This is a genomic window from Methanobrevibacter curvatus (assembly GCF_001639295.1).
In the GTDB taxonomy this organism is placed as follows: Archaea; Methanobacteriota; Methanobacteria; order Methanobacteriales; family Methanobacteriaceae; genus Methanoflexus; species Methanoflexus curvatus.
This window is the reverse complement of record NZ_LWMV01000170.1, coordinates 33,756-53,628: the sequence shown is the minus strand read 5'-3', so window position 1 is coordinate 53,628 and position 19,873 is coordinate 33,756. Positions and strand designations below refer to the sequence as shown.

Sequence of the window (19,873 nt, the reverse complement as noted above, 5' to 3'; positions counted from 1 at the left end):
ATAATGAATATAATGAGTATAATTAATTTAATATTTTTTTAGAACTATAATACATTTTTAAAATTTAATATATTTTTAAAATTTAATATATTTTTAATAAAAAAGATATTATATTTCTATTCTTTTTTTTAAATTTTCAATTATTTAAAATATAATTCAATTATATTTAAGTTTAATGCTATTTTTTCTGTATCATTATGTCTACTTTTAATTTCTTCTTTTTAAAAACTTTAAAATAAGTAAATAGCTATTTAAACTATGTAATTCTAAATATATAATAATGGTAAATCATTTAAATTCATCAAATAATTTAATTAGTTCTAAGGATTCAAAGCATTCAAATAATTTAATTAGTTCTAAGAATTCAAAGTATTCAAATAATCCAAATAATTCAAATAATTCAAATAATTTAGAGCCATTAAAATTTTTAAAGAAGTACTTTGGTTACAATGAGTTTAGAGAAGGTCAAAAAGAAATAATTGAAGCCATTTTATCTGGTCGTGATGTCTTAGGAATTATGCCTACTGGCTCTGGAAAATCTATTTGCTACCAACTTCCAGCAATGATTTTTGATGGAATGTCAATTGTTATTTCTCCACTTATTTCTTTAATGAAAGACCAAGTATATTTATTAAATCAAGATGGAATAAATGCTTGCTATATTAACTCTTCACTATCCAATAAAGAGTTTTTTAGTTATTTAGATGGTATTCGATTAGGAAAATACAAAATTGTATATATTGCTCCTGAAGGAATGTTTTCTAAGACTTTTTTAGATGCAATTTCTGCTGTAGATATATCTATGGTTGCTGTTGATGAGGCACATTGTGTTTCACAGTGGGGGCACGATTTTAGGCCATCATATTTAAAAATTAAAAAATTTATTAATTCATTACCTGCATCTCCTGTAGTATCAGCTTTTACAGCAACAGCTACAAAGCAGGTTGAAAGAGATATTTTAAAACAACTAAAGCTTTCAAATCCATTAACAGTTAAAACAGGTTATGATAGAGGAAATTTATATTTTGATGTTAGGAAAAACTCCAATAAAAATAATGACTTACTTGAAATTTTAAATAATCATAGGGATAAAAGTGGAATAATATACTGCAACACTCGAAAAAATGTTGAATCTGTATATAAACTGCTAATTAAAAATGGATACAATGCAAGCTATTATCATGGTGGTTTAAAAGATTCTATTCGCCATAAAAATCAAGAAAACTTTATTGAAGATATTAACCCTATTATAGTTGCTACAAATGCATTTGGAATGGGAATAGATAAGTCAAATGTAAGTTTTGTAATTCACTACAACATGCCAAAAAATATTGAAGGATATTATCAAGAAGCAGGGAGAGCTGGACGTGATGGGTCTAAAGGAGACTGTATCTTATTTTACTCTCCTCAAGACACAATTACAAACAGATTTTTAATTGAAAAAAGTGGAGATTCAAAGAGTTTAAAAAGTAAAAACTTTAAATTGCTTCATAAAATGGAAAAATATGCTTTAACATCCTCTTGTTATAGAAAATTTATATTAAATTACTTTTCTGATACTTCAAAAGATGATATGGACAACTGTGATAACTGTTACAATTGTAATGGTAATTTTAAAGAAATAGATATTTCTCATGAGACATATTTAATAATGACTACTTTAAGCCAGTTAAAATCAAGAAATAAATCTTTTGGAAAGAATATTATAATTAATATCTTAAAAGGTTCTAACAATGAAAATATACGAAAATATAATCTTGATTCCTTAGAAAGTTTTGGTTCATTGTTTAGTAAAACTAAAAATGAGATTAAATTAATCCTTGAATATCTTATATCCAATGAATATATACTAACCAGTCAAGGGAGATTTCCAGTATTAGAGTTAGGAAGAAACTATGAGTCAATATTAAAATATAATCAGCAAGTCATTATGAAAGCTGATTTTCGTGATTTAAATGATTTATCTAAAAATATTGTTGAAATACCAGATACACAAATAAGAGATAAGCCATTTAACAGTTCATTTAAAAACAGTTCATTTAAAAATGGCTCATTTAGCAATAATTCATTTAATCAAATTTCTAATAAAAATTATGTATTATCCAATACAAATAACACTAAAAATGAAATATTATCTGTTGAAAATAGTGCTAAAGAGGATTTATTAAAAAAATTAAAATCTCTTAGATTAAGCTTTGCAAAAAAAGAAAATGTTCCTCAATACATGATTTTTAATAATCTAACCTTAGAACATATGGTTAATTATAAACCACAAAATGAAGAAGAATTTTTAAATATTTCTGGTGTAGGAAAGATAAAATTAGAAAAATATGGCAATGAATTTATTAAATTAATTAAGGAGCATAATTTTAACATGGATTCTCACAACAATCAAAATTCTAATAATTTTATTTCTAAAGAGAATAATTCTAAAAAACTAAATTCTAAAAATTCTAATTATAGCAATAAACCTAAAATCAACAGTAATAAATCTAAAAATAATAAAAACAATAAAATTAGTAAAAATAATAAAATTAATAAAAATAGTAAAAGTAATAAAAATAAATCTAAAATAGAGATTAATGATAAGATTGATATGGAATTATTTAATAAGCTAAAGCAATTAAGGTTTTCAATTTCAAAAAAAGATAATATTCCTGCATACATCGTTTTTCATGATACAGTATTAAAAGAATTAGCTATTAAAAAGCCTAAAACAAATAATGAATTTTTAAAAGTAAAAGGTGTAGGAGAAGTAAAATTAGAAAGATATGGAGATAAATTCTTAAATTTAATTAAAAATAATATTTAAAATTTAATTAAAAACTACAAGAAGTGATCAATTATGAAAAATGAAAAATTAGATAAAGTAAAAATAAATAATTATTAAGTTAAATTAAAAAATTTAACAATTTAATTTAACTATAAATTAATCAATTCAAAATCTTGAGTTCCTAAACCAATCTCTTCTCCATATCTTAATATATGACTTCCATCAACATTTTCCCAGACTCCTTGAAACTTATCTTCACCATGGTTACAATTTTTATGGAGCATTGAATCATGATTTCCTTTTTGTTGATTTATAAGATAATAGCTAGCTGCATCAATGGCTACAGGATCATCACTTGCTAAAAATCCAATATCTGGAACAATTGGACTATCAGAAAATGGAAGACAATCACAATCAGGAGTAATGTTAGTTAGAAAATTCATATAAGCCATTTTTCCATTTTTATTTTTAACTGCAGCTAAAGCATATTCAGCCATTCTCTCTATAAAATTTGGAATATCTTCATCCCAGTCTAAATCAATGGCTTTATTTGGACTACCATCCCAACAGTTCATACATGCGATACAATCATCATATATTATTCTAAATTTTCTATTTTCCTCTTCTATTGCATTTACTGGACAAAGGGTTTTACATATCCCACAGTTTATACAATTATCTTTCATAATTGGTTTTGAAGCTTCATGTTGATTTAATTTCCCCCCAATTGTTGCACATCCCATTGCAAGATTTTTAATGGCTCCTCCAAACCCACATAAGCCATGTCCTTTTACATGTGAAGCTACAAGTAAGCCATCACTTTTAGCAATGTCTCCAGCTATTTTTGCTTCTTTGATATGTTTTTGATTAATTTCGACCTTAATTTCATTGTCACTTTTAATTCCATCAGCTATTATCAATGGAGCATTTACTACAGAATATGAAAAGCCATTTAAGGTTGCTGTGTGCAAGTGGTCTACTGAATTATGTCTAAGTCCATAATACAATGTATTTGTGTCAGTTATGAATGGATTTGCACCTGTTTTTTTAATTTCATCTACAATGTACCTAATAAGAACTGGAGAGATGTATCCATCGTTTCCTCGCTCTCCAAAGTGTATTTTAATTCCTATTAACTCATCTTTATTATAATTTTTATTAAATCCTGCTTTATTAAATAGCTTGATGATTTTATTTCCTTTGTTGTCATTGTCAGTTCTTGTTCTTAAATTAGAAAAATATACTTTTGATGTCATCTAATGTCTCCAATTTCTTTATTTTTTTATTTTATTTTATTTCCATTTTATTTTTTAATTATTTTTTTCTATTTTTTAATTCAAATATAAAGTTTACATGATTTTGTAATAATATTTTATGATTTTATATTTATTCACAATATTTTATAAACTTTTCAAATTCATAAAAGCTTAAAAGCATCATATTTAAATAGTGAAAAAAGTAATGATTATATTGATAATAATATTTTTTTTAAAAAGCATATTAAAAAATTATTATTTCATATATGCTTTTTTTAATAATGGATGAGGCATTGTAATGGTTTTAAATACAATACATTATACTCAAGAAACAATTCAATACGACCGAAGAGATTATGATAATACAATTAATAGTATATTAGACCTACTTAAAAAATTCAAAAATTATCTAATATCTAAAGTTAAAAATGAAAAACATAACATTCAGGATACAGAAATTATTGAAGAATCATATAGTCAATTGGTTCAAAAATGGTTTGAAGACACAGAGATATTTGCAGAATTTGTTAGAGAATATAACTTCATTAAAGAAGAGTACACTGCTTTTTTAGAAATAAAGAATATCATGGATATAATAATTAAAAAAACTATTGGTGAGTTAAATACTGATGATTTAGAAATATTATTAATGATCTTAGAAGATTATATAAAATTACATAACCTTAAATTTAAATTAATTAAAAAAACTTACAAAAATAATGTATCAAAACTAAATTTAGACGATTTATCAAAGGAAGACAAATTAAAATATTTAAATGAATTTGATAATTTTATTTATAATTTTTTTGAACAAAAAGTTAAGTTTTATTCAATGCAAGAGAAAACAAATAATTATTCCCAAACAATACATAAACTATTTAATGAAACAATAGATTTGGAGAAAGAATAATGGGATTATTTTTAGATACCAATGTACTAATATCTTTCATTTTTGATTTACACCCATGGAATGGATATGCTGAAAATCTTTTTAAAACTGAAAAAAAGAAACATTGGTCAAATACTGTAAAGAATGAATCAATTAAAGTAATAGATTCCTTAAAAAATAAGTATATTTATATTTTTGAAGAGATTATTAATAAACTATCTTTGATTGATCGGATTACAGAAAAGAAGTTTATAACAACAGTTATTAACATTTCAGGTAATGAATTTTCTAAAAAAGATAAAAAAGTAATTGCAAACATTATTTGGGAAAGAGGAGGATGGTACAGAGACATTTTAACATATGAGATTATTGATTTAATTAAAACATTACTTTATAATTTAAACATTGATTTAGCTAATAGATACAACAAATGTGTAAATATTTTGAATAAACCATATTTTAGAGCTAAAAATGAAAAATATCTTTCTGTTTTTAATAATTTAGAAAAAATAAAAAATATACACACTCCTGATGACATTATAATAGTAGATGCACATCATTTGGCAATTAAACAAATGATTAATAAGTTTATCACAGGAGATTTAAAAATAATAAAATTGAAACAAGATCTTATAGATTGTACTGCTATTTCGGATTTTGTTTCTTTAAATTCATTTAATTATTAAAAAAGCTTTTTTTTTAAATGGGAAATAATGTTCCCTGACATGTATTTGGCAACAAAACCTTGACCAAAAGATTTCTCAAAAATAAAGAAAATTATTAAACAAAAATTTAGCTTTATTAAAACTCCACAAATTGTATTCTAATTTTAAAAGTTTGATGAAATATTAAATGACTCCAAAAAAAGAATAAATGAACATAACATTGATTCAATTGATGAATTAAATCAAAAATTAAGAGTATAATTAGAGTATAATTAGAATATATAAAATTTTAAAATAACATAATATTAAAAAACATTATATTTATATATTGAAAAAAAGTAATTATTACTGTTGAATACTGCTATTTTTTTTAAACATTTTATTACTTTTTTTTATTGGAGGAATATTTTATGATTATAAATCAAGAAACAGTCATAAGCAGGGAAGCATATAAAAAACCTGTGGATATAATTATAGATTTTATTAAAATAGTTAGTGAAAAATTAAAAATACAAAATAATATAGAATCAAATGAAGTTACAGTTGACTTTGATACAGTTAATTTGTTGCTAGATTCCTTTCTTTCCGAATTATATGAAAGTAGTAGCCCTAATTTTTATTTATTCTATAGGTTAAAAAACATATTCAATATTTTTTTCACAATGGAAAATAAAAATGAAGGAGTTAAAATCATAGGAAAAATATTATTATTAATTCAAAAGTATTTTGGTAAAAATAAAGATTTTTCTGATATGAAATTTAAACATGAAATTACTCTTCTTGAAGGTGAATTTTATGAATTAATAGATACAGATGAAGAGGAGGATAAAAAGTTATTATCTGGAATTTATGATTCTTTAAAGGAGATATGAATTAATGGATTCTATATTTTTAGACAATAATATTGTTATAGGTTTCTGTTTTAATGCAGAACCTCAACATGCTTTTGCATTAAATATTTTTAATCATAATTTTAACAGACTATGGTCAAATAATGTTGAATATGAGTTTCAGAAAATTTATCATCGAAAAATAGATAAATTTGGAGATTTAATTTTTAAACTAATAATTAAAATAAGAAATGAGAGAGTACTAACAAAAAATGAGCTTATTAAAATTGCTAAACATTTAAATATAGATGGTTTTGGATATTATCAATGTTCAAAGATAATTAGTGGCATATGGGATTCTTTTTTATTTGAAAACAATCATTTTAAAACTAATGAAATAATATCTGCAATTAAGAAATATGAAAAAAAGTTTAATAAATTAAGCATTAAAAATTATACTTTAGTTTTTAAAAACTTAGGTAATGCTTATGAAAGAATATTAGAATATCCTATTGTAGAATCCAATTTAAAGGATGTTGTGAATGGAAAAGATAATTTAAGAAAGCTTGGTGGAGATATGAATATTTGTTTGGATGCTCATGAGCTAGGAGAAAAAATACCTAAATTAAATTTTTGCACAGACGACAATAAATTTTTAGATAATAGTGTCATTATTTGCAATCATACCAAAATATATAAGATTATTGGTATTGAGGATTATATATTTTGATATTTTTTTATTATTGATTATTGCTTTTATATTCTTCTGTCATTAGAGGCTAATTAATTATTTTTTTATATATCTAAATTATCAGGTTTATATTAATTAGAGGTAGAATAATGCTTTATTTTGTTGGATTAGGATTATTTGATATTAAAGATATTTCAATTAAAGGGTTGGATACTTTAAAAAAAGCAGATAAAATCTATGCTGAATTTTTTACTTCAAAGCTATTTGGTTCATCCATTGAAGCTATTGAAGAGTTAATAGCTAAAAAAATCATTATTTTAAACAGGCAAGAAGTTGAAGAAGACAATTTATTTTTTAATGATGCAGATAAATTAAATGTTGCTTTAATAACGGGGGGTGATCCATTAATAGCCACCACCCATACAGATTTTTTAGTTGAAGCAAAAAACAAAGGAATTGACTATGAAGTAATTCATGGATCATCTATTCTTTCAGCTGCACCTGGTTTAAGTGGGCTTCAAGCATATAAATTTGGCAAAGTTACAACCATTCCTTTTCCAGATGAAAATTTCTTCCCTAAGTCTCCATACTTAAATATTATATCTAATCTTAAAAATAATGCCCATACTCTTGTTTTATTAGATATTCAAGCCCATAAAAATAGATACATGACTATTAATCAAGGTTTAAAATATTTAATGAAAATCAATGAAGATTTAAAAAATGATTTGAATAAAAATTTGAGTAGTGATTTGAATGATGGTTTGAGTAGTGATTTAGATGAATCTAATCAAATTAATTCAAAAAACAACAATGAAGCCATTCTAAATGAAGAGTCCTTAGTTATAGGAATTGCAAGGGCAGGTTCTCCTGATGTTTTAATCAAAGCAGGTAAAATTAAAGATTTAATTGATTTTGATTTTGGAGGACCTCTCCACTGTCTTGTTATTCCTTCAAAACTTCACATTGTTGAAGGAGAATATCTTGTCTCAATAGCTGGAGCAAACAAAGATATTTTAGATGATTTATAATTGAATAAATATTTTATTTTACATTTTAAAAAAATAAATAGTTTTAAAACATTTTATAAACTTTTATAAATTTTTATTAACTTTTATACTCTTTTATTTACAAAAATAAACAAGTTTTTATAAGTTCTTATTTACAAAAATAAATAAGAAAAATATTTCTAAAATTTAATATTTCTCTTTTTAATGAAAGTGATGAAACATAATGAATAATATAATTTAAAAAATGACTTTAAATAAATGAAAAAATCTTCTAAAACTATCAAAGCCTAAGTTTATTTCATTTTTTTATAAAAACATTTATATATGATTAAGTCTTAAATAATAATTGATATGAAATATTATACATATCCTCTAAAAAATATAATCACCAATATATTTTATTAGAGCTTTAAAAATAATTTTACAAGTAAATAGTAATTTTTAATGATTTAATCAATTAAATTAAACATAATTACAAAAATCCTATATAATTACAACCTAAATTTTAAATCAAAACATTTTCTACCATATGTTGCTATTTACTTGTCATTATTTTTATATTTTTTCTCTTTTTTTTTAAGTTTTTTTTTTACTTTTCTTTAGTGATAATCTTCTTGTTTTTTCCTTTTTTAATATATTTATAAAATTTTGGAATATAAATCATATTTATTCAGGCTATTAAAAAAATTATTATTAATATATTCTAGTTTATATTAATAGTCAATGTTTTAAGTGTTTTCATTTTTATATGTATTTAAAGCTTTTTCAAGGTCTAATAGCTTACATTTAACATTTCTTGGTTGGAAAGCTATGGATAGTAAAATAATATTCTTGTTTTGGTATGGTTTGTAATACTCATTTTTTATAATTTGATTTAATCCATCATCTAGCATAGTATCCATGTTTTCTGTTTTGCTAAATTTAAATTCTATAAGTATAATATTGTCTTTTTGCTTAAGTACAGCATCCATTCTTCCTTTAATGCTCATGACTTCTCCTTCGACATCAAAACCTAATAGTTGCAACCAAGAAATAGCTAAAATTTGATAATGTGCTTCAAATTCTTTTTTAAGTTTACCATATAGTAGGTTTGGGATTTTATGGAGTAGAACCTCAAAAGATGTTTGTAAATTTTTTTCATCTAAATTTAATATGTATTTAATCATATTATCTGTCATTGGTTGCACTTGGCTCTCGTCATAGTTAGTGTAAGTTCCTAAGATGTAGCTAAACAATGAATCATGAACTTCTTTATTAGGAATAGCTAGTTTATATTCTGATGATTCGCCAAAAATCCTCTTTTTTTCTTCTTTTATTGTTAAATAACCTGTTTGCAGGAGTGCTGTTGCAAAGTCTAAATTTTCAAGTTTAAAACTGGGGAATGTTCCTGAAAATCTTGTGTTTTTATTTAGTAAGACTTCAGTGTCCACTCCTTTTTTATCAATAAGATCTACAAGTAGTTTTGGTGTTCCTGTATCAAACCAATAGTTATTGAATTTACCATTGTTAAAAAATTCAAGAATTGAAAAAGGATTATATAAAAAGTTTTCACCATTCCATGAATAACCATCATACCATTTTTTAATTAAATCCAAGGTGAGTTTTGGAGTAACATTATTGTTTTTGCTGATTTTATCAGTATATTCTTTGAAGTTTTCCTCAAGATCTTTTTGGGTGTAACCACAGATATTAGCATACTGTGGATTAATTGTAATATCATCTAAATTGTTAAAATCTGAAAATATTGAAGTTTTACTGAACTTACTAATACCTGTTACAAAAATAAAATGAATATATTTATCATTCGGCTTTAAAACTTGATAAAAGCTTCTTAAAATATCACGATTGTCTTTAGCTATTTCAATATTATCTAAGTGGCTACTGATAGCCTTATCATATTCATCAATTAAAATAACAACTTTTTTATCATGTTTTTCATATATTCTCATGATTAATTCGCTAAATTTACTTGTTAAATCTTCACTTACAAGTTCTATAGAGTGCTTCATTTTAGTCATGTTAATGAAATCATTTAAAGACCTCTCCAATGTTTCAGGATTTTTATGACCTATAGTTGCAAAATCTAAATAAATCACAGGATAAGTTTGAGTCCAATCATACTTATCATAAATATAGAGACCTTTAAACAATTCTTTATTACCTTTGAACAAGTTTTCTAAAGTGCTAACGAGTAAAGATTTACCAAATCTTCTGGGTCTTGATAAAAAGTATATTTCACCTTGATTAAGCATTTTATAAATGTATTCTGTTTTGTCAATATAGGTATAGTTATCTTCTATTAATTTAGAAAATGTTGCAACACCAATAGGTAATTTTTTCATTATATTTCTCCTTTAAAGTTTAAACCGTAATTTGTTATATTATTTTTATAATTAATAAATTTTCCTAATTTTTTAGAGAGTTTGGTTATGTGACAAATCTATGAATTTTTATATCAAAGTTATTTAAAGAAGAATTTTCCACTAATATTTCCTAAAAATCAGTAATAAAAATTATCATTATTTATTCCTAATATTTATCACGGTTTAAACTAAGTTAATAAATTTAAGATTTTATACAATAGAAATTCTAGTGTCAAAACTTTGTACCAATGGAAATAATTGAAAATACAATTAACTTATCATAAACTGAAAGCTTGTTTTTATTATTATTTCTAAAATTAAGAAAGAAAACGAGAATATTGCAAAAAACTTAAAAGTAATATAATAACAAATATTTCTTAATTTTATTATAATACATTATAAAATTAAATGTGTTTTTTCCAAAAAACCCCACACTTTTTACACTCTCTATTTTTTGATTTAAAAAGTTATAAAAAGATTTATTTTCAAATTTAAAACCTTATTTTTTTTATTTTGATAATTAACAATATTTAATCTTTTTTTTATTTTTTTATTCTTTTTTTTTAAATTTTTTAAATTTTTAAATTTTTCATAAAATACTATATTTTTTTTAAACAAAGTTTTAAATGGCTAATAAAAATCATTTAGTAAAGTTTAAATATAAAAAGGAGCATAATAGATTATAAATAGAATTTTACTTTATTTAATATAAGCAAAAAAAAAAAAACGGTTTTTTATGAGTGGTTTTAAAATTTTAAAGGGAATTTAAAACTTGTATTAAAATATTAAGCTGTAAAAAATGAATATTAATGTAAATATTAATAAAATTAGGTGAATATATGGAATTAGATATGGAATTAGAAAACATAAAAATGGCTGCATTGTTACATGATATTGGTAAGTTTTATCAGAGAACAGATAAACCACATAGTGAGGAATTTTCAAAACTTACTAAAGATGATTATGGGTATAATGGAGCTCATGGAAAGTGGTCTGCTACTTTTATTGATAAATATAATTTAGGAGAAGAGGTTAAAGAAATAGCATTGTATCATCATTTACCAAAGCAATCAATTAATCCTGAATTAACCTATATTGTTCAAAAAGCAGATCATCATGCTTCAAGTGAAAGAATTAAATCAGAAAAAAATGATGGTGTTAAGAAAGAGCCACTAATATCTATTTTTTCTAGAGTTAACTTAGATGGTAGAAATAAGCTTGATAATGAGTCATTTCTTCCTTTAGAACAATTATCTTTAGAAAAATATGGTGAAAACTTTAATGATTACTACGATAAAATAACTCCTAAAAAAGGTAAAAATGTCAATTTAGACTATCTTGCTTTATGGAATAAATTTGAAGGAGAATTTAAGAAGTTAAATACTATAGGCTTCGATAGTGATTTTAATACTACTTTATCACTTCTAAAAAAATACACATCAACAATGCATTCTGCAGCTTACCGTTCTGTTGCTGATATTTCTTTATTTGATCATTTAAAAACAACAGCTGCTTTGGCAACATCTCGCTATATATTTTCAAAAGATGGACATGAAAAATTAAAAAAGACAGTGGATGGCCAAAAAGTTTATTTGGTTATCACTGGAGATATTTCAGGGATTCAAAAGTTCATTTACCGAGTTTCATCTCCACAAGATGCTCAAGCAGGAATGAGTAAAAGATTAAGGGGTCGATCATTATATATAAACCTCCTTAATGATTCAATCGCTTCAAGAATTACAGATGATTTAGGTTTAAACCAATCTAGCATTCTTTTCTGTGGTGGAGGAAGGTTTGTCATTGTTGCAGCAAATACAAAAAATACAATTGAAAAACTCAATGAATTAAGGCAGAAAATAAATAAAATGTTTATTGAAAAGTTTAATGCAGAGTTATATTTGGCTGTAGCCTATGAAGAATCCAGTGGTAATGATTTAGAAAGATTTGGGGATATAACTTCAAATTTAAATGCTAAACTTACATTAGATAAAAAACAGAAATTTATAAATCAGTTAGATGAAGTATTTAAATTAGAAGAATCTGTAAACTATGATAAAACATGCTCTGTATGTGGAAAACCAACGAAGTCTGAAAAAGGTATTTGTGGTTTTTGTAAGGATCATGAAAGGTTAGGTCAAGCAGTTACCAATGCTAAATTCATGATAAAAGCTTATTCTAAGAATAAAACTAACTTTAATTTCTATGAAAAAGATTTAGGCATAGGTTATAAGTTTTTAGGATATACTGCAACATTAGAATTTGTAGAAAACCTTAAAAATGATTTTCCATTTGAAAAATTAGAACTTATTAAATTAAATGATACAGAATTTTTAGATAAAGATATTCTTCAAGCTATTGGTGAGGTAAAAGAATCTCAATCAATTGGAGATTCAAATAAAATATCTTTAGGATTTAATTTCTTAGGTAACACTGTTCCAAGACATAGCGAATATCCATTATACTTTGAACACCTTGCTCAAATCAGTACAGGTGCAAATAAGTTAGGCATAGTTAAAATGGATGTAGATAACTTAGGAAAAATATTTACAAGTGGTTTTAAATTTCTTGAAGAAGATAAAAAAGATAAGGATGGAAATTTAATCTATGATGATAATGGAAATCCAATTAGAGTTAAAGGTGCAACCATATCAAGAATATCTACACTATCAACTCAATTGGACATGCTTTTTTCAGGTTTTATAAATAAAATAGCTGAAAATTACAGAGTGTTTCCTAAGCTTTGTTCAGATTGTGAAGAAAAAATTAAAAATGGACAAATTAAAAAAATTAAACTTAATCTTCAGAAAGACGATGATTCTTACAGTTTGTTTAAGCATTCTATAGGTGATGAAGATAACTTTTATGTCTATAAAGAATTAGATAAAAACAACAAAGAAGCTAAAGTCTGTTCAGAGTGTGAAAAGAAATCAATTCCTACAATACACATTAACTACTCTGGTGGAGATGATTTACTTGTTTTAGGTCCTTATGATGACATTATGGAATTTTCAAAAGAATTTAGAGATAAATTTAGAAAATGGACATGTGAAAATCCATCAATAACTTTATCTGCAGGAATTAACATTGTGGATGCTAAGTTTCCTATTGGTAAAGCGATTATTCAAGCAGATGAGTTTCTTGAAGCTTCTAAAAATTGTGGTAAAGATAAAATTACAGTTTTTAATGAAGTGGTTAAATGGGAAAGCAACAATGTTTATTCTGCATTTTCTGGATTTAATGGTGAAAGTGGATTGTTAGAATTTGGAAAAAAACTAGAATCATATGTTCCTGGGAAAATCAGTAGAAGTTTTTTATATACTATGCTTAATTTATGGAAAAAAACATTTATTGATGAAAACAAACATTTTTCAGAGTTAATTTATAATGAAAATGATTGGAACTATGATTATAACAATCGCTGTCGAAATAAAAAGTTTACACCAATGTTTAAATATAAATTAATACTAATGAAAGGTAAAAATTTGTCAAAAGAAGAGAAAGAATTCCTTACAAAATTCGATAAAGAAGGAAGAAAATTCATGCCATGGATTAAAATTCCAGTTTCATTGGCAAGTTTAAAATCGAGGGATTTAAATGGCAAGGATTAATTCTTCAGCCAATGATAAAAAAGATGATTGGCCCGAAAAAAATGCTTTAGCTGTGGCAAAAATAAAAAAAGTGGAAAAATATGATGCAAAGGCTGTCTTAGTTGACTATTCATATAATAGGGTATTTATACATATTTCCGAGATTGCCAATGAGCATGTTGAAAACATCAATAACTATGTTTCAAAAGATGACGTTGTAGTAGTTAAATATACTGGAATCAGAAAAATTGAAAAAAAAGGTAAAAAACCAATAATTCAGCACCAAGCTTCTTTAAAACAGGTTAATGAAGAAGATAAAAAAAAGACATTTTTATCATGTAAAAATGATAGCTTACGACATAAATTCAAAATAAAATATAATATTCAATATTTAGATGAAAATAAATTCTACAATTTTGATAACATTGATATGTATGATATTTGTGGTTTTTCTTATGAATTAGGAAAATCTTTTGTTAAATCCGAGAATGATTTGAAAGTTACTCAACTAAGAAGATTCTTTGATGATTTGAGGTTGATTGAAACTAAAGATAATTGGGAATTAATAAAACCTAAATTTCACTTATTTAAAGTTCAATTGGAAATATCTTTAAACAGAAACTCTATTCCTCAATTGTTTTATAATTTAATGATTAAATGTTTAAGTCAAATAGAAACATCTAAGGAGAAAGAAGAGAATTTTAAGATTTTTGTCAGATTTGTTGAATCAATTGTTGCTTATCATAAATTTCATACTTTTTTAAGTGAAAATAAATCCTACTCTGAAGATATTTTTGATGAAGAATCGTTTGAAATCCATCCATTAGTTACAATTTATGAGCTAAATGATTTGATAGATGATGAAGAATGTGGTGAACTTGAATATGCTAATTCAATAGCTAGAAGATTTTTAAAATCTAAAAATCCTAAAAATAATTTGAACATTAATCAGTTACGCAAGATTTTTAATGCTTTAAAAAATATTGAACTGTACTCAAATAATAAACTCACAGATTTTTATAGATTAAAACCACAAATTTCTTATTCTTTTGGAAGAGGGCTAATTCCTTATGATTTTTATAGATTACTAATGTTTTTAATGGATTTAGTTTATTATGATAATTTATCAAATGAAAATGACAATTGGGAGAAAGAATTTATAAATAATTTAAAGATTTTAATTAAACTTTTAGAATCGGTTATTGCTTATGGAAAATTTATTGAAGTTATAGATATTTTAAATTAAAGGTGATGTCATGTCAGAAAATGGATATTTTATAGCCAATTATTTAATTACTGGAACTATAAATTTAAAAACTGGATTACATATTGGAGATTCAAAGGATTCTGTTGAAATAGGGGTTATTGATAATCCTATTATTAAAAATAGGATTACAGGTTATCCTTATATTCCTGGATCTTCTCTTAAAGGCAAGTTAAGAACTTTGCTTGAATTAAGTGATATTAAATATAAAAACTCTGGGGATGGGAAGAAAGGTATTCCATCTAATGATTTAAATGTTGAATCTGCTAAACTATTTGGAATTTCTCCAGACAATAAAGAAATAAGTGAAAAACCAAACTTTCCAACTAGATTAATTGTGAGAGATTCTTTTCATGTAGAAGGCATGGATGAAAAATGGAATAATGCAGAGGATATAGTTCAAGGTGCTGAAGTTAAATATGAAAACACTATTGATTCAATTACCTCTAAAGCCACTCCACGACCTGTTGAGAGAATTCCTCAAAGCTCTAAGTTTGATTTTGAAATGGTTTTAAGTCAATATGAAAGTGATGAGATTGTTGATAATTTTGTTAATTTATTTAAATCGATGTTTCTTTTAGAAGATAATTATCTTGGTGGTTCAGGAAGTAGAGGATATGGTAAAATCAAATTTGAGAATATAAACATTGAAAAAAGAGATGATAAATTTTATAAATTTGATGAAAACAATAATGGTCAACCTGTTAAATTTGGTTTTATAAATAAGTTTAACAAAGAGGATATTGAAAAATTAATCAATAATTCTCAATAAATTTTAATAAATCTTAATTTAAAGGAGTTTTAAAAATGTTGGTTTATATTAAACCATTGTCGATTTTTCCATCTTTACATTCAGGCACGATTTTTGGGGCTATTATATCTGCTATTAGTCAACTTTATTCTGAAAATAAAGTAGATGAATTAATTAATAGTTTCCAAAACACTCCTCCATTTGTAGTGTCTTCTGCCTTTCCAGTGATTTTAAATGAAAATAAACTAAATGAATCCATTAAATTTTTTCCAAAAATCATTAATATTTATTCTTCTGATGGAGTTCATGACAAAAGAAAAAAATATAAAAAAGTTGATTTTATTCAAGAGAGTATATTTTTTGATTTAATCAATGGAAGATTAGGTGAAAATGAATTGCTAAATAAAATTGATGATGAATATTTAATAAAAAATAATTTATTATTTAAAAAAGAATTAAAAGGTAAATTAAATAATAACAAGTTTAAACAAACTGTTATTCCAAATAATTCTGTTAATAGATTAACAAATTCTAGTGATAACATTTTTTACACTGAAGGTTATGAATTTAGTAATATGGGTTTGTTTTTTTTAATTAATTTTAATAATAACAATGAAGAATATAAAACTCTTGTTAAATCTGCTCTTAAATTTTTAAAAGATAAGGGCTTTGGTAGAGATATTTCAAATGGTAAAGGTCATTTTGAGTTTCTATCTGAGGATATTTTAATTGAAAATGATTTTAATATTAATGAAAAAGAAAATAGAAATAATGATTCATTATTAATTTTATCAAGAGTTATTCCAGATATAGAATCAAATGATTTAAAAAAATTTGAACCTATTGCCTATGAATTTGGTTCAAAAAGAAGTAGAGGCTCTGCTGGTGATTTAAGAAAAGAAGTAAAATTTTTTAAAGAAGGTTCCACTTTTAAATGCAATTACGAAGATTTTTTAGGTCAAGTAGTTAAAGTAAACTCAATTAACACTCCACCAGCAATTGAATATGGACTTGCATTTCCTTTATTTTTTAGGAGGGAGATTTAATGGATTTTAAAACAAATACTAAAAGATATAAATGTGATATGCGAATTTTATCTCCAATTCATATTGGCTCAGGTAAAAATTATACTCAATCAGAATTAGTTCCTTGTAAAGACGGAAATAATAAAATATCTCGTTGTAGGATTAATATTGAAAAATATTTATCTAATTTCCCAGAAAAATTCCAAGATACATTTATTGAACGTGTTTTAACTCCTACTTCTCAAAAGAAAGGTTTTGGTGAAGAATATGAATTTCAAAATTTACTGAAAAAATTTGATAAAGAATTTAATAAAAATTCTAAGATAACTAAGTTTAAAAGGTATTATTTAGAAACGGATTTAGATGGAATTAATGATAATATTAAAAAAATTCCAACAAGAATAGATGAACATATAAAAACTTTTGATGAATTTTTTGTTCCTGGTTCTTCTGTTAAAGGTTCAATTAAAGCAGCAATATTACATAAAGCAATAACAGATTCAATTCTAAAAAAAGAAATCACCATGAATGATAATAAAAAGAGTATTTTAGATATAAGTAAACTTTTAGATGGATTTTTTTCTTATTCAGTTGCTAAAAATAATAATAGTTATTATAATATTTCTCGTTTTTTACATGTAAGTGATTCTACAACTATAAAAAAACCTAAACTTTACAATATAACTAAATTATCTGTTTCTAAGGATAAAAACCCAAAATCTAGGAATAACAATACAAATTATCTTAAAACTGGTGTGGATGTTGATTTAGAAACTATTCCTGCTAAAAATATTTTATATTTTTATATATCAACTAATTACGATTCTGAAGTTTATAAAAAATTAAGTATTGATTCAAAAAAAGAATTAATTTCTATAGAAACTATTAAATCTTCTATTTATGAATTTTCTAAAGATTTGATTGATACTGAAAGACATATATTGAAATATGATAATGACGAATTAAACAAGCTTAATAATGTAGATATTTCTCAGTTGAAAAGTTTTTATTCAGAAATTGAAAAAAAGAATAATGAAGAAAGTCCTCTGCTAAAAATAGGTTCTGGTTCAGGTTTCATGGCAACTACATTAGCTATGAGAATAAAAAAGACAGATAAAAATTTATTTAAAGAAATAGTTAAAAAAGCAGTGAAAGAATATGATGAGAATTTTCCAAAATCTCGATCAATTGTTACAAATTTAAACATGCCTTTGGGATGGGTTAAGTTAAAATTTGAGAAAGTTAATTAATTTTAATTCTTTTTCTAAAGCCTGAATTTTTAGATAAATATATTTATTAAATAATGTGGTTTTTATGATTAATAAAAAAGCATTGGTATTAAGTGTTGGTGGAACTGAGGATCCTTTGATTACTTCAATTAAAAAGTTTAATCCAGATTTAGTATACTTTTTACCCTCTGAAGATACAAAAAAAACTGTTGAGAATGTTTTAAATGGCACAGATTTTTCATCTGAAAAGTCAAGAACTAAAATTATAGCTAATCATGAAGATTATGTTGAGGCATATGCTAAATCATATGATGCCATAATGGAACTTAAGAACGAAGGATATGATGTTTCAATAGATTTTACTGGAGGAACAAAACCTATTACTGCAGGATTGGCATTATCTGGAATTGGAACTGGATGTAAATATTTTTATGTAGGTTCTAAAGACGATGAAGGTGCAAGAGATAAAGGTGGAGTTGGGGTTGTCAAAACTGGCTTTGAGAAAATTAAAGAACAGAAAGATCCTTATGATATTTTTGCTGTTACCGAGTTAAACAGAGCAAAAGACTTTTTTAACAACTACCAGTTTGTAGCAGCATTAACTAATTTAAACTTAGCAAAAAATAAATTAGATGATGAAAAATTAAAAAATGAAGCAGAAGTATATGGTAAATTAACATCCTTTTATGATGATTGGGATAAATTCAACGATAAAATAAAAGGTGATGGTGAGTATAATGGAACAGGGTTATTATATGACTATTTGAATTATTTATTGGAGATAATAAGAAAAAACAGTGTTTTAAATGAAACAATTGATAAAATTAATCCTTGTTTTCTAAACCAAATTGAAAATAATATATCTTTTTTGAAAAAAAAATTATCTCATAAAAATAGATCAATATCATCTAAAATAAAATTTTATTTGCCTGATTTATTAAATAATGCTAAAAGAAGGATTGAAGAAGGAAAATATGATGATGCAGTTGCAAGATTATACCGTGCTATTGAATTAATTTCCCAGATAAAACTCAATGAACTTAAAATAATTGATTCAGAGAATCTAAGAATTTCTAAAATTTTTTTAATTAATAAAGAAAATTTTAAAAATGAATTATCTAAAATTTACTCTCCTAATCGTATAGATAGTATTTTTAATTATCATGTTAAAAAGGATTTTAAATCATTTAATGATAAAAAAACTTTTAAATTATCTTTAAATAACAATTTTTTGCTTTTAGAAGACTTTAATGTAGGTTTTGCAGGCAAATATTTTAAAGATGAATCATTTAAAAATAATGTACAAAAAAGAAATAATTCCATTTTAGCACATGGTTTAAATCCTATTGATGAAAAAACTGCTAATGATTTGTTTGATTCTGTTTTAGAATATTCAAAATCTCTTTATTCAGATATTGATGAAGATATGAAATTATCCAAGTTTCCTAAATTTAATATATAATCTTTAATATCTAATTTTTAATAAATGATTCAATAGGAAAAGTTAAATAGTTAGGTAAACATAATATTGTTAGGTGAT

14 protein-coding genes are annotated in these 19,873 nt (G+C 24.2%); 12 read left to right on the top strand and 2 right to left on the bottom strand.

Annotation, left to right across the window (positions count from 1 at the left end; genetic code table 11):
- Positions 1-280 precede the first annotated feature (280 nt).
- A complete protein-coding gene (locus MBCUR_RS05645) occupies positions 281-2,812 on the top strand; it encodes a RecQ family ATP-dependent DNA helicase (protein WP_067091358.1) in 2,532 nt (843 codons plus the stop codon).
- A 110-nt stretch (positions 2,813-2,922) separates the two neighbouring features.
- Here the strand turns inward: MBCUR_RS05645 and MBCUR_RS05640 are convergent, their stop codons facing one another.
- The gene (locus MBCUR_RS05640; RefSeq protein ID WP_067091355.1) at positions 2,923-4,029 is read right to left on the bottom strand and encodes a DUF362 domain-containing protein; all 1,107 of its coding nucleotides are present in this window, start codon (positions 4,027-4,029) and stop codon (positions 2,923-2,925) included.
- 298 nt (positions 4,030-4,327) lie between these two features.
- Here MBCUR_RS05640 and MBCUR_RS05635 point away from each other — a divergent pair, with 298 nt between their 5' ends.
- The 5 genes from MBCUR_RS05635 to dph5 all read left to right on the top strand — a co-directional run bounded on the left by MBCUR_RS05635 (position 4,328) and on the right by dph5 (position 8,135).
- A complete protein-coding gene (locus MBCUR_RS05635; RefSeq protein WP_067091353.1) occupies positions 4,328-4,939 on the top strand; it encodes a hypothetical protein in 612 nt (203 codons plus the stop codon).
- Positions 4,939-5,604, top strand: a complete 666-nt coding sequence (locus tag MBCUR_RS05630) for a hypothetical protein (protein WP_067091350.1) — start codon at positions 4,939-4,941, stop codon at positions 5,602-5,604. Before MBCUR_RS05635 ends, MBCUR_RS05630 begins: the two co-directional genes overlap by 1 nt.
- Before the next feature lie 389 nt (positions 5,605-5,993).
- On the top strand, positions 5,994-6,455 hold the full coding sequence (locus MBCUR_RS05625) for a hypothetical protein (RefSeq protein ID WP_067091346.1): 462 nt from the start codon (positions 5,994-5,996) through the stop codon (positions 6,453-6,455).
- 4 nt (positions 6,456-6,459) lie between these two features.
- The gene (locus MBCUR_RS05620; RefSeq protein WP_067091344.1) at positions 6,460-7,143 is read left to right on the top strand and encodes a hypothetical protein; all 684 of its coding nucleotides are present in this window, start codon (positions 6,460-6,462) and stop codon (positions 7,141-7,143) included.
- 110 nt (positions 7,144-7,253) lie between these two features.
- Positions 7,254-8,135, top strand: coding sequence for a diphthine synthase (gene dph5, locus MBCUR_RS05615; protein ID WP_157077686.1), 882 nt, complete (start codon positions 7,254-7,256; stop codon positions 8,133-8,135).
- A 707-nt stretch (positions 8,136-8,842) separates the two neighbouring features.
- On the opposite strand, the gene MBCUR_RS05610 is transcribed toward dph5, so the two are convergent.
- Positions 8,843-10,456 (bottom strand): ATP-binding protein, encoded by a 1,614-nt coding sequence (locus tag MBCUR_RS05610; protein WP_067091338.1) that lies wholly within the window; start codon positions 10,454-10,456, stop codon positions 8,843-8,845.
- An 860-nt stretch (positions 10,457-11,316) separates the two neighbouring features.
- On the opposite strand from MBCUR_RS05610, the gene cas10 reads away from it, so the two are divergent.
- The 6 genes from cas10 to MBCUR_RS05580 all read left to right on the top strand — a co-directional run bounded on the left by cas10 (position 11,317) and on the right by MBCUR_RS05580 (position 19,795).
- Positions 11,317-14,085: a type III-A CRISPR-associated protein Cas10/Csm1 gene (gene cas10 / locus MBCUR_RS05605; RefSeq protein ID WP_084269540.1), complete on the top strand. Its 2,769-nt coding sequence runs from the start codon at positions 11,317-11,319 to the stop codon at positions 14,083-14,085.
- Positions 14,072-15,310 carry a type III-A CRISPR-associated protein Csm2 gene (gene csm2 / locus MBCUR_RS05600; protein ID WP_067091336.1) on the top strand — a complete coding sequence of 413 codons (1,239 nt, stop codon included), beginning with the start codon at positions 14,072-14,074 and terminating at the stop codon, positions 15,308-15,310. Before cas10 ends, csm2 begins: the two co-directional genes overlap by 14 nt.
- 10 nt (positions 15,311-15,320) lie before the next feature.
- Complete coding sequence (gene csm3 / locus MBCUR_RS05595; RefSeq protein ID WP_067091333.1) at positions 15,321-16,100, top strand: type III-A CRISPR-associated RAMP protein Csm3; 780 nt, start codon at positions 15,321-15,323, stop codon at positions 16,098-16,100.
- A 35-nt stretch (positions 16,101-16,135) separates the two neighbouring features.
- Positions 16,136-17,125: a type III-A CRISPR-associated RAMP protein Csm4 gene (csm4, locus tag MBCUR_RS05590; RefSeq protein WP_067091330.1), complete on the top strand. Its 990-nt coding sequence runs from the start codon at positions 16,136-16,138 to the stop codon at positions 17,123-17,125.
- Positions 17,125-18,354, top strand: coding sequence for a type III-A CRISPR-associated RAMP protein Csm5 (gene csm5, locus MBCUR_RS05585; RefSeq protein WP_067091328.1), 1,230 nt, complete (start codon positions 17,125-17,127; stop codon positions 18,352-18,354). The genes csm4 and csm5 overlap by 1 nt, the downstream gene beginning before the upstream one ends.
- A gap of 64 nt (positions 18,355-18,418) precedes the next feature.
- On the top strand, positions 18,419-19,795 hold the full coding sequence (locus tag MBCUR_RS05580) for a TIGR02710 family CRISPR-associated CARF protein (protein ID WP_067091325.1): 1,377 nt from the start codon (positions 18,419-18,421) through the stop codon (positions 19,793-19,795).
- Positions 19,796-19,873 lie beyond the last annotated feature (78 nt).

Excerpts from the sequence above, each read along its gene's own strand:
- MBCUR_RS05645 (WP_067091358.1), top strand. The coding sequence starts at position 281 with ATGGTAAATCATTTAAATTCATCAAATAATTTAATTAGTTCTAAGGAT.
- MBCUR_RS05640 (WP_067091355.1), bottom strand. The coding sequence starts at position 4,029 with ATGACATCAAAAGTATATTTTTCTAATTTAAGAACAAGAACTGACAAT.
- MBCUR_RS05635 (WP_067091353.1), top strand. The coding sequence starts at position 4,328 with ATGGTTTTAAATACAATACATTATACTCAAGAAACAATTCAATACGAC.
- MBCUR_RS05630 (WP_067091350.1), top strand. The coding sequence starts at position 4,939 with ATGGGATTATTTTTAGATACCAATGTACTAATATCTTTCATTTTTGAT.
- MBCUR_RS05625 (WP_067091346.1), top strand. The coding sequence starts at position 5,994 with ATGATTATAAATCAAGAAACAGTCATAAGCAGGGAAGCATATAAAAAA.
- MBCUR_RS05620 (WP_067091344.1), top strand. The coding sequence starts at position 6,460 with ATGGATTCTATATTTTTAGACAATAATATTGTTATAGGTTTCTGTTTT.
- dph5 (WP_157077686.1), top strand. The coding sequence starts at position 7,254 with ATGCTTTATTTTGTTGGATTAGGATTATTTGATATTAAAGATATTTCA.
- MBCUR_RS05610 (WP_067091338.1), bottom strand. The coding sequence starts at position 10,456 with ATGAAAAAATTACCTATTGGTGTTGCAACATTTTCTAAATTAATAGAA.
- cas10 (WP_084269540.1), top strand. The coding sequence starts at position 11,317 with ATGGAATTAGATATGGAATTAGAAAACATAAAAATGGCTGCATTGTTA.
- csm2 (WP_067091336.1), top strand. The coding sequence starts at position 14,072 with ATGGCAAGGATTAATTCTTCAGCCAATGATAAAAAAGATGATTGGCCC.
- csm3 (WP_067091333.1), top strand. The coding sequence starts at position 15,321 with ATGTCAGAAAATGGATATTTTATAGCCAATTATTTAATTACTGGAACT.
- csm4 (WP_067091330.1), top strand. The coding sequence starts at position 16,136 with ATGTTGGTTTATATTAAACCATTGTCGATTTTTCCATCTTTACATTCA.
- csm5 (WP_067091328.1), top strand. The coding sequence starts at position 17,125 with ATGGATTTTAAAACAAATACTAAAAGATATAAATGTGATATGCGAATT.
- MBCUR_RS05580 (WP_067091325.1), top strand. The coding sequence starts at position 18,419 with ATGATTAATAAAAAAGCATTGGTATTAAGTGTTGGTGGAACTGAGGAT.